The organism is Aeromonas sp. QDB11, from assembly GCF_027705265.1.
Lineage (GTDB): Bacteria > Pseudomonadota > Gammaproteobacteria > Enterobacterales > Aeromonadaceae > Aeromonas > Aeromonas allosaccharophila.
In genome coordinates this window covers 1-13,224 of sequence record NZ_JAPDBM010000089.1, presented here as the reverse complement: position 1 = coordinate 13,224, position 13,224 = coordinate 1, and the positions used below count along the sequence as shown (strand labels likewise).

The following is a 13,224-nucleotide window of genomic DNA, read 5'->3' as shown; positions in this document are numbered from 1 at the left end:
CACAGGCCTATAAGTATTTGTTTTGTAGGCAAAAAACTATTTTTAATTTTTAACAAAATGTTCACGATCTCGCCCTGCATCTTCGGTACCCCGCTGGCCATCGAGGGGCTGATGGCCTTCTTCCTCGAATCGACCCTGGTGGGGCTCTTCTTCTTTGGCTGGGACAAGCTTTCTCGCGGCAAGCACCTGCTGGTGACCATGCTGGTGGCGCTCGGCTCCAATCTCTCGGCGCTGTGGATCCTGATCGGCAACGGCTGGATGCAAAACCCGGTGGGGGCCGAGTTCAACCTGCTGACCCAGCGCATGGAGCTGGTGGATATCGCCGCCGTGCTGTTCAATCCGGTGGCGCAGGTGAAGTTCGTTCACACCGTTGCGGCGGGCTATGTGGCTGCCTCCATGTTCGTGATGGGGGTGAGCAGCTGGTATCTGCTGCGCAAGACCGAGGTGCAGTTTGCCCTGCGCTCCTTCGCCATTGCCTCCGGCTTCGGGTTGGCGGCCATCCTCTCGGTCATTGTGCTGGGGGATGAGTCGGGCTATCGCACCGGCGAGGTGCAGAAGGTCAAGCTCGCCGCCATCGAGGCGGAGTGGGAGACCGAGCCAGCGCCAGCTTCCTTTACCCTGTTCGGCTTCCCGGATCAGACTGCCGAGACCACCCACGCAGCCATCAAGATCCCGTATCTGATGGGGATCATCGCTACCCGCTCCATCGACGAGGCGGTGACCGGCCTCAAGGATATCAAGGTGCAAAACGAGGCGCGCATTCGCAGCGGCATGGTGGCGGCCGAGGCCCTCGAGCAGATCCGGCAGGGCGATGACACCCCGGCCAACCGCGCCCGCTTCGAGCAGCACGGCAAGGATCTTGGCTACGGCATGCTGCTGACCCCCTATGCCAGCAATATCGCCAAGGCCGGTGAGGCAGAGATTGCCAAGGCGGTCGATGACTCCATCCCGCCGGTGGCGCCGCTCTTCTGGGGCTTTCGGGTGATGGTGGGGCTTGGCGTCACCATGCTGGGGCTGATGGTGGTGAGCTTTGTTCAGCTCTGCCGCAACCGGCTGCAAGACTCACCGCGCCTGCTCAAGACCCTGATCTGGAGCATTCCGCTGCCCTGGATTGCCATCGAGGCGGGCTGGCTGGTGGCCGAGCTCGGCCGTCAACCCTGGACCATCAGCGATGTGCTGCCGGTCTCGGCCTCGGTCTCTTTGCTTCAGCCGGGCCAACTCTGGTTCAGCCTGATCGCTATCTGTTCCATCTACACCCTGTTGCTGGTGGTGGAGCTGTTCCTGTTGCGCCATGTGATCCGCAAGGGGCCCGCCATTCTCCATACCGGCCGCTACAGCGGTGAACAACCCGAACTTGCGAGGATCGCCTGATGGATTACGCAACCCTGAAACTCATCTGGTGGGCGCTGGTGCTCTTCATGATGGTCGGTTTTATCGTGATGGATGGCTTCGATCTCGGCATCGCCATGCTGCTGCCGGTGGTGTCGAAAGATGACGACGACCGCCGTCTGGTGATCAACAGCGTGGGGCCGGTGTGGGAGGGCAATCAGGTGTGGCTGATTGCCGGTGCCGGTGCCCTGTTCGCCGCCTGGCCACTGGTCTATGCCGCCGCCTTCTCGGGGCTCTACATCCCCATGGTGGTGCTGCTGCTCGGGCTATTTTTGCGTCCGGTCGGCTTTGACTATCGCAGCAAGCTGGCCGATCCGCTGTGGCGCCGCTGGTGGGATCGGGCGCTGGTGGCAGGTGGCCTGATACCGGCGCTCATCCTCGGTGCGGCTATCGGTCTGGTGATGGAGGGGCTGCCGTTTCGCTTCGACACGGCGCTGCGTCTGCACTATGGCGCGTTCGACTTCCACTGGGGCTGGCTGCTCTCGGTGTTGGCCACCGCCATCACCTTGTTGCTGCTGCACGGCGCCGGTTTTCTGCAAGCCAAGGTGACCGGCACCCCTGCGCTGCGCGCACGGGGGATTGCCATCCTGCTGGCCCCGCTGGTGACCCTCTGCTATCTGCTGGCCGGCTGGCATCTGGTGGATCTGCAAGGGTTTCAGTTGACAGGGGTGGGCACACAACCTTTTGACCCGAATGCTGCCATCAGCCCGCTGATGAAGGGGGTGATCCCCCACGCCGGTGGCTGGCTGCGCAACTATGTTGACTATCCGCTGCTGTGGCTGGTGCCGATCATCGGGGCGCTGGCGCCGCTGGTGAGCGGGATTGCCTCTTGGCTGGAGCGGGGCCGGATTGCGCTGCTGGCCAGCGCCATCGCCTGCGCCGCCATGCTCTGCTCGGTGGCCATCGCCCTGTTCCCCTTCGTGCTGCCCTCATCCCTCGATGCGGTCAGCAGCCTGACCCTGTGGGACAGCACCTCCAGCTACAAGACCCTGGCCATCATGTTCGGCCTCGTGCTGGTGCTGATGCCGGTCAACCTGGGCTACACCGGCTGGGTCTATCGGGTGGTGCGCGGCAAGCTCGACCGTGCCCGCATCAAGCGCGACAGCCATCAACTCTACTGACCTCAAGGGAGCTGCTATGTGGTACTTCACCTGGATTTTGGGCCTCGGATTCGCCCTGCTGTTGGGCCTGTGCAACCTGCTCTGGCTGGAAGCGCGCTGGCAGGCGGACGAACGGGACGGCAACTGACGGCGGGGGCCGCTACGTCAGCCTCGACTACTGGCTCAAGCGGGCGGTGAACAAGGGGGCAGTGGTTTCCCGCACGGCATAACAACTCACAAAAATAACAGAGCGTGAAAAAAGACGAGCGGCAGAAGCCGCTCGTTTTTATTTGATGAAGGAAGAGACAGTGCGGCCTGCTGGCGCAGATTATGCCTGACAGGCGGCGAGCCGGACGGCTTCGCGGCGCTCGCTGACATGGGTCAGCCCGTAGGCCAGCAGCACGATAAGGGCGCCGATCCAGGGTGTGTGCATCAGGCCGAGGTGTTCCACCACAAAACCACCGACCACAGATCCCAGCGCGATGCCGACGTTGAAGGCGGCGATATTGAGGCCCGATGCCACATCCACCGCCTTGGGGGTATGCAGCTCGGCCTGCTTGACCACCAGTACCTGCAGACCCGGCACGTTGCCGAAGGCAAAGGCGCCCCACACCAGCACGGTCAGTACCGCCAGCACCGGATGGGGTGCGGTGAAGGTGAGCACCAGCAGTACCACTGCCAGACCGGCAAACAGCAGCTTCAGCGCGGGCAGGGGGCCCATCGTGTCGGCCAGCTTGCCACCCCAGATATTGCCGACGGCAACCGATACCCCGTACACCAGCAGGATCAGGCTCACCGCACCGGCGCTAAAGCCGCTGATCTGCTGCAGGATGGGGGCGAGGAAGGTAAACGCCGTGAAGGCGCCACCGTAACCCAGCGCCGTCTTGGCGTAGACCCGCAGCAGCGGCTTTTTGGTCAGTACCGAGAGCTGTTCGCGGATGGTCGAAGCTGCCCCCTTGGGCAGGTTGCTCGGGATCAGCAGCAGGCTGCCCACCATGGCGACCAGCCCCAGCAGGCTTACCACCAGAAAGGTCTCGCGCCAGCCGAAGACCTGACCAATCCAGGTGCCAAGCGGGACGCCGGTCACCAGCGCCACGGTAAGGCCGCTGAACATGATGGCGATGGCACTCGCCGCCTTCTCTTTGGCGACCAAGCCGGTGGCAATGGTGCTGCCCACCGAGAAGAAGACCCCGTGCGCCAATCCGGTCAGGATGCGGGCCACAATCAGGCTCTCGTAACCGGGGGCCTGCCAGGCGAGCAGATTGCCGGCGGTAAAGAGCGCCATCAATCCCACCAGCAGCCACTTGCGCGGCACCTTGCCGGTGAGCGCCGTGAGCACGGGGGCACCGATAGCCACGCCAAGGGCATAGAGGCTGACCAGCAGGCCCGCCGAGGGGAGCGAGACATTGAGCTGCTCGGCGATGGTGGGGATAAGCCCCACGATCACAAATTCAGTGGTGCCGATCGCAAAGGCACTTAAGGTAAGGGCAAATAACGCCAGTGGCATAACAACTCCTTGGTTAGGGACTCCCGACGGGAGAATGGCGCCAGTATGCCGATGCAGTTTGTTGGCAAAAATGACGGCAACATCAAATTACTTTTGCCAAATCAGCAGCAATAAGGCTGAGTGGGATGGAGTTGTGTTGCCTGCAACGCAGTGATCTGCCTCGCAGAACGGATTAAGCGCAGCTCCTTTTCTGAGCTTGCTTAAGCTCCAGTACAAGCTGGCCGCCATAGGGTTGTCCCTGTTAAACCCGTGTGTGTTGAATCCATGTGCGCCGGTGGTGTGATGGCCGCGCGCTTTCATCTACAGGCAATATCCAGCTGACAGGTAACATGATGACATTGAACCGACTCTCATCTCTTTTGCTGCTGTGCGGCGCCTTTGCGGTACAGGCTGGCCAGAGCGATCCCCTCTCTGCCTGGAATGACACGGCGACCAAGCAGGCGATCACCCGCTGGGTGACCAATGCTACCGATCAGCAGCAACCCACTTTTATTCCGCCAGAGAAGCGCCATGTGGTGTTTGACAATGACGGCACCCTCTGGCCGGAGGCGCCCATGACCTATCAGCTGCAGTTTGCGATGGACGAGATCAAGCGCCTGGCAACGGAACACCCGGAGTGGAAGGCCGACCCCATCGTCGCGGCGGTGCTGAACAACGACCTCAAGGCCGTGGCCAAATCGGGGGAGAAGGGGCTCGCCAAGCTGGTGGGGCTGACCCACAGCGGCATGACCACCACCGAGTTTGCCGAGCGGGTCAGCCGCTGGGTCAACAGCAGCAAGGATCCCCGTTTTGGCTGCCACTACGATCAGCTCGGTTATCTGCCGATGAAGCAGCTGCTGGGGTATCTGCGGGACAATGGCTTCCAGACCTGGATTGTCTCCGGCGGCGGCATCGACTTTATGCGGGTGATGTCCGAGCAGATGTATGGCATCCCGCCCCAGCAGGTGATTGGCTCCTTTACCCTCGGCGAGTTTGTCCTGAACGGGGAGGGCAGCGAGATCCGCAAGACCATGAACGGTGCCTTCTTTGATGACGGCAAGGCGAAACCGGCGGCTATCCACCTCTTTATGGGACAGCGCCCTGTGGCGGCCTTTGGCAACAGTGATGGCGACGTGCCCATGCTGCAATACACCTCGACCAACCCGGATTACCACACCTTTGGCCTGCTGGTACACCACACCGATGCCAAGCGCGAATACGCCTACGACAGCCATCCGCCAGCCAGCGGCAAGCTGATCGACGGGCTGGCGCAGGCAAAAGCGCGGGGCTGGGTGGTGGTCGATATGAAATCAGACTGGAATCAGGTGTTCGATCCCGCCCTCTGCCAGAACTCGCCCTGATTGCGGGGGCTGCAGCTGGCGTCAACAGGTTGGCTGGAGGTTCAGCAAGCGCGGCAAAGCGTGAGGCAAGAAAAGAGACTGGGAGAGCAATATGCTCTCCCTGTTTTATCTGGCTGGTCGGCAGAACCTGCCCTTTTTTCGCGTTAGTCTCACGCCTTTCGCGTCAGTCCCAAGCGGGGGCAAAGTCGGGATTGGCGCAGCGCTCGCCCCGATCCAGCGTGGCGATAGCGGCCATCTCCTCGCTGCTCAAGGTGATATCGAGAGCGGCCAGATTGGCGGCCTGATTCTCCCGCTTGGTGGAGCTCGGGATCACCGCCATGTCCTGTGCCAGCAGCCAGGCCAGCGACACCTGCGCCGCCGATACCCCGTGGCGCTTGCCAATCTCCATCAGCAGCGGCTCGCTCAGCACCTTGCCATAGGCGAGCGGCATATAGGCGGTGACGGCGATACCGTGAGCTTTGCAGAACTCCACCACCTTGCGGTTTTGCAGCAGGGGATGAACCTCGATCTGCTGATGGGCGATGGCGCCCGGCCCCAGAATATCGATGGCTTCTTTAAGCTGGGCCACGGTGAAGTTGGAGACCCCGATCTCCCGGGTCAGGCCCTGTGCTTTGGCCTCGGCCAGTTGCTCCAGATAGACCGCCATCGGCACCTCATCCTTGGGGGAGGGCCAGTGGATCAGCGCCAGATCCAGATAGTCGGTGCCCAGTTTTTCGAGGCTCACCTCAAGGCTCGGGATCAGCTTGCCCGGGCCAAATTCGCTGGTCCACACCTTGGTGGTCAGATAGATATCCTGGCGGGAAACGGCGCTGCGGGTCAGCACGGTGCCGACCTCGGCTTCGTTGTCATAGATCTGGGCGGTATCGATATGGCGATAGCCCAGCTCCAGACCGTTGGTCAGGGTGGCAAGCAGCGGCTCGCCCTTCAGGCGGAAGGTGCCCAGACCCATGGGTGGCATATTCATCATCTCGTTCCTCAATGGGGTGGTGGTTGGCCCTTGGCGGGCTAAACGGGAGCGGCGCAAGGGCCCGTCAGGCGACCAGCGGCTGATAGCGGCGAATGGTGCTGTCGGCAAACCAGGGCTCGGCCTTGGCAACAAATTCGGTAAAGTGGGGCTGGCCCTGATGGGCGGTGAGGGCGGCTTCGCTCTCCCACACTTCGTAGAGCATCCAGCTGTGGGGATGGTCCAAGTCCTGATGCAGTTGATAGCGCTGGCAGCCCACCTCTTGCAGCGTGGCCGCGATCAGCGGCTCAAGGGCAGCGCGAAACTGGGCGGCGAATTCGGGTTTGGCTTCAAGCTGGGCAATCACAATCACGGGTGATGACATCTGAACCTCCTTGGCAAAAACGAAGGGTCAGTATGCCTGCCGCGACTGGCTGGAAACAGGGCGCTGGTCGCAAAACAGTATTGAGGGGAGAGCAGCAATCCGGCAGCAAGAAATACATGGCACAAGTGCCATGGTGGCATGGAAAAAATGAGAAAAGGGGCGGGCGTACCGCCCTGCATCATCAGGCGCGGGAAGGCTCCGACCAGACTGCAAACTCATTGCCGCTAGGCTCAACGAAGTGGAAACGGCGGCCACCGGGGAAATCGAAAAGAGGGCGGTTGATGGAGCCACCGTGTTGGCTCACCTTGGCTTGAGTCGCTTCAATATCGGCGCTGTAGAACACCAGCAGGGCGCCGCCCTGAGCGGTCAGGTTGCACTGATCTGCACGATAGAATCCGCCATCCAGCCCCTCATCGGCAAAGGCGCAGTAGTCGGGACCGTAATCGACAAACTGCCAGCCAAATACGGCCTGAAAGAAGGCTTTAGTCGCGGCGAGATCCCGCGCTGCAAATTCCACATAGTTCAGTTTTTCATGGACGTTCATAAAGTGATGCTCCCTGCTGATGTATTGGGCATGATGGCAGAGATAGCTGCGCCAACCTACTGACACCTCTTACGTTTTTTCTGGTCTGCTTCTCACGAGAGTGCTGCCACGATATGGGGCTTGAGCAACAAGGCTGCGGATGTGCTGAAGGGAATAAAAAAAATAAGTGGAACCGGATCCTTGCTGCGCTGGTAAGTGCGCCAACTGCAGTTGTGGCGGCGAATTATACGGTAGCCGAGCAGTAGACTATGGATGAAAACAGTCAGAGTAAAAATGACGATAGAATCCAGCAATTGAAGACCCCATTCAGGTAAAAGGTGGGTTGTACAGGTATGGATGCGTCATGTCTCGACCCGTATGGAAATTCATTCCCTCTCAGGTTGCTCATGTGAGAGTTGCTCAGGTATCTGCCCTAACTGCTCCCACGAGGTCAATCCAAGCTGTCGGCGCCTCAGCCAGAGCCTGATTAAGGTGAAGAGGCCAAATATGCCAGCGAACACGGCTGTGTTGAACAGGGCTGATATTGGATCCTTCTCCTCTGGGCGCCAGACGGAAATCCACATAATCAGACCCCAAATTGGTGCAATAGAGAGGCCTGCACAGATGAAATTGACAAACCAACCGGCGTAATAAGGCGGTTTGACGGCACAGCCTAGTTTACGCAGCAATTTGAATAACCACGGGTTGTAGTCGAACTCCTTGATGCCCTTGTCAGCCAGCTCCTGATGGGCGGCGGCCAGCCGCGCTTCAAATGTCATGGTATTGATCCTTGTAAAATAAGTGGTGCCATACGGTACTTCTCTGGCTGCATTGTACTGACAAATCGCGAGCATGGTATGGGCTCGCGGTCACGTTCTTTCTCTGTAGAAAAAAAGAACTGTCCTCACCGTACGCTTGCCAATCCACAGCAGCTGCGCCTATAAAGGCCCATTACTCTTGTCTGGATAACAGCAATGAAGACTCATTCTGATGAACTGACCCTGTTTGTGGCAGTGGTGGAGGCGGGCAGTTTTCGCCAGGCGGCGGAGAACCTCGGCATGGACAATTCGGTGGTGAGCCGTGGCATCAAGCGGCTGGAGGAGAAGCTCGCCACCGTGCTGCTCAACCGCACCACCCGTCGGGTCAGCCTGACCGAGGAGGGGAGCTGGTTCTATCAGCGGGCGGTGAAGATCCTGACCGAGATGAGCGAGGCGGAGGGGCATCTGCTGATGCGCCGCGAACAGCCGGAGGGGATCTTGCGGGTCGATGCCGCTACCCCGTTTATCCTGCACCGGTTGGTGCCGATCATCGGCGAGTTTCGCCGCCGCTACCCTGCCATCGAGTTGCAGCTGCACAGCTCGGAGGGCTTTATCAATCTGATGGAGCGGCGGGTGGACATGGCCATCCGCATCGGCGAGCTGACCGACTCCTCCCTGCGTGCGCTGCCGCTGGGCCGTTCGCGGCTGCGGCTGCTGGCTTCCCCTGGCTATTTGAGCGAGCGTGGCACCCCGCGCCAACCGGCGGATCTGCTGAGCGGTCACGAGCTGCTCGGTTTTTTGCATCCCGATCACCTCAACCACTGGCCGCTGCTAAGTGCCGAGCAGGGGGATCGCTTTGCCATCACCCCCAGCCTGCGTGCCAGCAGTGGCGAAACCTTGCGCCAGCTGGCGTTGCGGGGACAGGGGATAGTCTGTCTGTCGGACTTTATGACCGGGCAGGATCGGGAGAGCGGGGCGCTGGTGGAGGTGCTGGCGCGTAATAACAGCGGCGCCTCGCGCCCCATCAATGCGGTCTTCTACTCCGATGCCCAGCGGGATATCCGGCTGCGGGTCTGGCTCGATTTTCTTAAAGAACAGCTCGGAAGTCACTCACTCTGATGCGGTGGGCCCGGATGCGCGGTGGGTGGCCGCGCAAGGGCGTTGGTGCAGCATGTGTGAATTATTCAGACGGCGCCCAGCTGGCAATGTAAAAGCCTGTCGGGAATGTAAAAAAAGAGGCCGACATTGCTGTCGGCCTCTCTGGTTTTTATCTCAACGGGAGGTCAGTTGCCCGATCACTCCTCTTCAGCCCAGCGGCGTGAACGCTCGACCGCTTTCTGCCAGCCGCTGTAGCGTTTGGCGCGATCTTCTCTGTCCATCTGCGGGATGAACTCGCGGTCCACGCTGAACTTGTCTTCCAGCTCGTCGGAGCTCTTCCAGAAGCCGACGGCCAGACCCGCCAGGAAGGCGGCGCCCATGGCGGTGGTCTCGATGCGAGTCGGACGTACCACCGGGGTGTGCATCATGTCAGCCTGGAACTGCATCAGGAAGTCGTTGGCCACGGCGCCGCCGTCCACTTTCAGAGCTGCCAGCTTGATGCCGGAGTCCTGCTGCATCGCATCCAGCACATCGCGGCTCTGATAGGCGATGGATTCCAGCGCGGCACGGATGATGTGGTTGCGGTTGGCGCCACGGGTCAGACCGACCATGGTGCCGCGAGCATACGGATCCCAGTAGGGCGCGCCCAGACCGACGAAGGCCGGTACCAGATAGACGCCGTTGGTATCACCCACCTTGGAGGCGAAGTAGTCGGTATCGCGGGCATCGTGAATGATCTTCAGCTCGTCACGCAGCCACTGGATGGTGGCGCCGCCCATAAACACCGCACCTTCCAGTGCGTAGTTCACTTCCCCTTTCGGGCCGATGGCGACGGTGGTCAGCAGGCCGTTATTGGAGCGAACCGGTTCGGTGCCGGTGTTCATCAGCATGAAGCAGCCGGTGCCGTAGGTGTTCTTGGCCATCCCTTTTTCAAAGCAGAGCTGACCGAACAGGGCAGACTGCTGGTCACCGGCAATACCGGCGATGGGGATGCGGGAGCCGCCGCCACGGGTGGTGTAGCCGTACACTTCGGAAGAGGGTTTCACTTCCGGCAGCATGGACATCGGGATGCCCAGCTCGTCCAGCATCTTCTCGTCCCACTTCAGGTCGCGGATGTTGTAGAGCATGGTACGGGAGGCGTTGGTCGGGTCAGTGACGTGTACTTCGCCATTGGTCATCTTCCAGACCAGCCAGGTGTCGATGGTGCCGAACAGCAGCTCGCCGTTCATTGCCTTCTCGCGAGCACCTTCCACGTTGTCGAGGATCCACTTCACCTTGGTACCGGAGAAGTAGGCATCCAGCACCAGGCCGGTATTGTCACGGACGTACTCTTCCAGACCGCGCGCTTTCAGCTCCTCGCAGATGGCTGCGGTACGGCGGCACTGCCAGACGATGGCGTTGTAGATGGGCTTGCCGGTGGCTTTTTCCCAGACGACGGTGGTTTCACGCTGGTTGGTGATACCGATGGCGGCGATCTCTTCGCTGCGCAGGCCGCTCTTGGCCAGCACTTCGGTAAAGACGGAGGATTGGGTCGCCCAGATCTCCATCGGGTCGTGCTCTACCCAGCCCGCTTTCGGGTAGTGCTGGGTAAATTCGCGCTGTGAGGTCGCGACTATGTTGGCGTCCTGATCAAACACGATGGCGCGGGAAGAGGTGGTACCCTGGTCCAGAGCGACGACATATTTCTTTTCTGCAGACATGATGTTCTCCACGTTTATTTTCTACGTTGGGTGCCGTCTTACGCGGCAGCCTCTTCTTTGGTGGTTTGGGTAGCTTGCTCGGCGGCGGCAACACGGTTGCCCGGGACGCAGGGAGCCAGCACTTTGACATACAGAGCGGTACCAAGCTGGGCGCCAACGATGGGGCCAAGGATCGGAACCCAGAAGTAGGGGTTGTCACGACCACCGGTCAGGGCGACATCACCCCAGCCAGCAAAGAACGCGAACAGTTTCGGACCAAAGTCACGGGCCGGGTTCATGGCAAAACCGGTTAACGGGCCAAGGGAGGCGCCGATCACCGCGATCAGGATACCGATCAGCAGGGCGGCCGCGAACCCTTTGGGGGCGCCGTTGTTGTTGTCACCCAGCGCCATGATGCCCAGCATCAGCACGGCGGTGATCACCAGCTCGACGGCGAAGGCTTGCATGTTGGTCAGCAGGGCGTTCGGGTAGGTGGAGAAGATCCCGGCGGTGCCGAGGCTTTCGACGCTGCCGCGCACCACGTTATGGGTCACTTCCCACTGGGTGAAAAGGTTACCATAAAGGAAGTAGACAAGGGCCGCGAAGCAGAAGGCACCGGCCATCTGGGCGATGATGTAGGGCACTACCTTGCGCTTGTCGAACCCGCAGAAGGTCATCAGCGCCAGGGTAACAGCCGGGTTCAGGTGGGCACCTGAAATACCGCCGGTCACATAGATGGCGATCGCGACGCCCAGACCCCAGGTAATGGAGATTTCCCATTGTCCGAAGTTGGCGCCTGCCAGCACCAGAGCGGCGACACAGCCGACGCCGAAAAATATCAGCAAGCCGGTTCCGATAAACTCGGCGATGCATTCGCCAAGCAGGGTATTGGGTCTTTGTATGCTCATATCTTTATTCCTTATATCCACCCGTAGAGGCCATAGAGGTTTAATGTTCCGTTTTTCATTTTTGTGTCTATCCGTTGCGGCCGAAAACGTTTCCTTGTTGTTTTTGCGTCTTGCGCAAACGTTATGCTCGTTTGCGCTCGTTATCGGACGAGAGAGAAAATAAACCTTCCCGCGAAATTCACCATCCCCCTGCCATGGGAAATGTGGACAAGATCCCACTCATTGCTAAGAAAATGTGACGTATAGCAACTTGATGGCGGCAAGATACCACTAATGGGGTACTCTCTATCCCTTGTCCGGCAAGGGTTTGAGGCAGATGAGTAACTGCTCATTTGGAACTTTTATTTGTAATAAAAATGAAATATTTGAGCATGCATCACAGATTAAATGAGCGCATATGAGCACAATGGGCTCGCTTACGAATCAGTGGACTCACATGGTTCGTCGGAATGGTCAGGGCATCCTCAACCGCCCATAACAACAATAAGGAAGCAGAACATGCTTAGTCTCTTCAGGCCTGCGGCGCACATCGACAGGCTCCCGGCTGACAAGGTCGACCCCTTCTACAAACGCATGCGTTGGCAGGTGTTCTTCGGGATCTTCTTCGGTTATGCCGGCTACTATCTGGTACGGAAAAACTTCAGTCTGGCGATGCCCTATCTGGTCGAGCAGGGCTTCTCTCGTGGCGATCTGGGTCTGGCCCTCTCCGGGGTGTCCATCGCTTACGGCTTGTCCAAGTTCCTGATGGGGAACGTCTCTGACCGTTCCAACGCCCGTTACTTCCTCTCCGCTGGTCTGCTGCTCTCGGCCGGTATCATGTTCATGATGGGTACCATGCACTGGGCCACCTCCAGCATCGCCATCATGTTTGTGCTCTTGTTCCTGAACGGTTGGGCACAGGGCATGGGCTGGCCGCCCTGCGGTCGCACCATGGTGCACTGGTGGTCACAGAAAGAGCGCGGCGAAGTGGTTGCGGTCTGGAACGTGGCGCACAACGTGGGCGGCGGCATGATTGGCCCGCTGTTTATCCTCGGGATGGGCTGGTTCAACGACTGGCGCAGTGCCTTCTATGTACCTGCGGCGGCGGCGGCAGCCATCGCGGTGATCGCCTTCTTCGTGATGCGTGATACCCCGCAATCGGTCGGTCTGCCTCCTATCGAGGAGTACAAGGACGACTATCCGAAGGATTACAACGCGAGCCATGAGCAGGAGTTTTCCGCCAAGGAGATCTTCGTCAAGTACGTGCTGCACAACAAACTGCTGTGGTACATCGCGATTGCCAACGCCTTCGTTTACCTCATTCGTTACGGTGTGCTGGACTGGGCGCCAACCTACCTGAAAGAGGCCAAGCACTTTACCGTCGACAACTCCTCCTGGGCTTACTTCCTCTACGAGTGGGCCGGTATTCCGGGCACCCTGCTGTGTGGCTGGATCTCTGACAAGATGTTCCAGGGCCGCCGCGCGCCAGCCGGTATCCTGTTCATGGTGCTGGTGACCGTGGCTGTGCTGGTTTACTGCTCAGCCATCCCCTCATATGAGCGAGGCGTGGCGCGGCTTCTGAGGTATGATCGCCATCCTTGACCAGCTAATACCC

At 59.8% G+C, this 13,224-nt stretch carries 11 protein-coding genes and 2 pseudogenes; 6 read left to right on the top strand and 7 right to left on the bottom strand.

Features of this window, described 5'->3' with window-relative positions; genetic code table 11:
• Nucleotides 1-78: 78 nt before the first annotated feature.
• From OKC40_RS20470 to cydX, 3 genes and pseudogenes are all read left to right on the top strand, one after another.
• Nucleotides 79-1,371: pseudogene (locus tag OKC40_RS20470) on the top strand (cytochrome ubiquinol oxidase subunit I); the annotation flags it as partial.
• A complete protein-coding gene (cydB, locus tag OKC40_RS20465; protein WP_270796793.1) occupies nt 1,371-2,510 on the top strand; it encodes a cytochrome d ubiquinol oxidase subunit II in 1,140 nt (379 codons plus the stop codon). The pseudogene OKC40_RS20470 and the gene cydB, both read left to right, overlap by 1 nt.
• Before the next feature lie 16 nt (nt 2,511-2,526).
• Nucleotides 2,527-2,637 (top strand): cytochrome bd-I oxidase subunit CydX, encoded by a 111-nt coding sequence (cydX, locus tag OKC40_RS20460; protein ID WP_005337572.1) that lies wholly within the window; start codon nt 2,527-2,529, stop codon nt 2,635-2,637.
• A gap of 180 nt (nt 2,638-2,817) precedes the next feature.
• Here the strand turns inward: cydX and OKC40_RS20455 are convergent, their stop codons facing one another.
• Nucleotides 2,818-3,996 carry an MFS transporter gene (locus OKC40_RS20455; protein WP_270796791.1) on the bottom strand — a complete coding sequence of 393 codons (1,179 nt, stop codon included), beginning with the start codon at nt 3,994-3,996 and terminating at the stop codon, nt 2,818-2,820.
• A gap of 329 nt (nt 3,997-4,325) precedes the next feature.
• Here OKC40_RS20455 and OKC40_RS20450 point away from each other — a divergent pair, with 329 nt between their 5' ends.
• Entirely contained in the window at nt 4,326-5,336 is a 1,011-nt protein-coding gene (locus OKC40_RS20450) for an HAD family hydrolase (protein WP_270796789.1), read from the top strand.
• A gap of 163 nt (nt 5,337-5,499) precedes the next feature.
• Here the strand turns inward: OKC40_RS20450 and dkgB are convergent, their stop codons facing one another.
• The 4 genes from dkgB to OKC40_RS20430 form a co-directional block, all read right to left on the bottom strand.
• Nucleotides 5,500-6,303: a 2,5-didehydrogluconate reductase DkgB gene (gene dkgB / locus OKC40_RS20445; protein ID WP_270796787.1), complete on the bottom strand. Its 804-nt coding sequence runs from the start codon at nt 6,301-6,303 to the stop codon at nt 5,500-5,502.
• Between the two features lie 64 nt (nt 6,304-6,367).
• Nucleotides 6,368-6,664: a putative quinol monooxygenase gene (locus OKC40_RS20440; protein WP_139409454.1), complete on the bottom strand. Its 297-nt coding sequence runs from the start codon at nt 6,662-6,664 to the stop codon at nt 6,368-6,370.
• A 181-nt stretch (nt 6,665-6,845) separates the two neighbouring features.
• Complete coding sequence (locus OKC40_RS20435; RefSeq protein WP_139409455.1) at nt 6,846-7,208, bottom strand: VOC family protein; 363 nt, start codon at nt 7,206-7,208, stop codon at nt 6,846-6,848.
• 365 nt (nt 7,209-7,573) lie between these two features.
• Nucleotides 7,574-7,966, bottom strand: a complete 393-nt coding sequence (locus tag OKC40_RS20430; RefSeq protein ID WP_139409456.1) for a DUF6404 family protein — start codon at nt 7,964-7,966, stop codon at nt 7,574-7,576.
• A 195-nt stretch (nt 7,967-8,161) separates the two neighbouring features.
• On the opposite strand from OKC40_RS20430, the gene OKC40_RS20425 reads away from it, so the two are divergent.
• Complete coding sequence (locus OKC40_RS20425) at nt 8,162-9,064, top strand: LysR substrate-binding domain-containing protein (protein ID WP_139409457.1); 903 nt, start codon at nt 8,162-8,164, stop codon at nt 9,062-9,064.
• A gap of 176 nt (nt 9,065-9,240) precedes the next feature.
• Here the strand turns inward: OKC40_RS20425 and glpK are convergent, their stop codons facing one another.
• Nucleotides 9,241-10,743, bottom strand: coding sequence for a glycerol kinase GlpK (glpK, locus tag OKC40_RS20420; protein ID WP_042057675.1), 1,503 nt, complete (start codon nt 10,741-10,743; stop codon nt 9,241-9,243).
• 38 nt (nt 10,744-10,781) lie between these two features.
• The gene (locus OKC40_RS20415) at nt 10,782-11,630 is read right to left on the bottom strand and encodes an MIP/aquaporin family protein (RefSeq protein ID WP_042057673.1); all 849 of its coding nucleotides are present in this window, start codon (nt 11,628-11,630) and stop codon (nt 10,782-10,784) included.
• Between the two features lie 498 nt (nt 11,631-12,128).
• Here OKC40_RS20415 and OKC40_RS20410 point away from each other — a divergent pair.
• Nucleotides 12,129-13,145, top strand: a pseudogene (locus tag OKC40_RS20410) (MFS transporter); the annotation flags it as partial.
• Between the last annotated feature and the right edge of the window lie 79 nt (nt 13,146-13,224).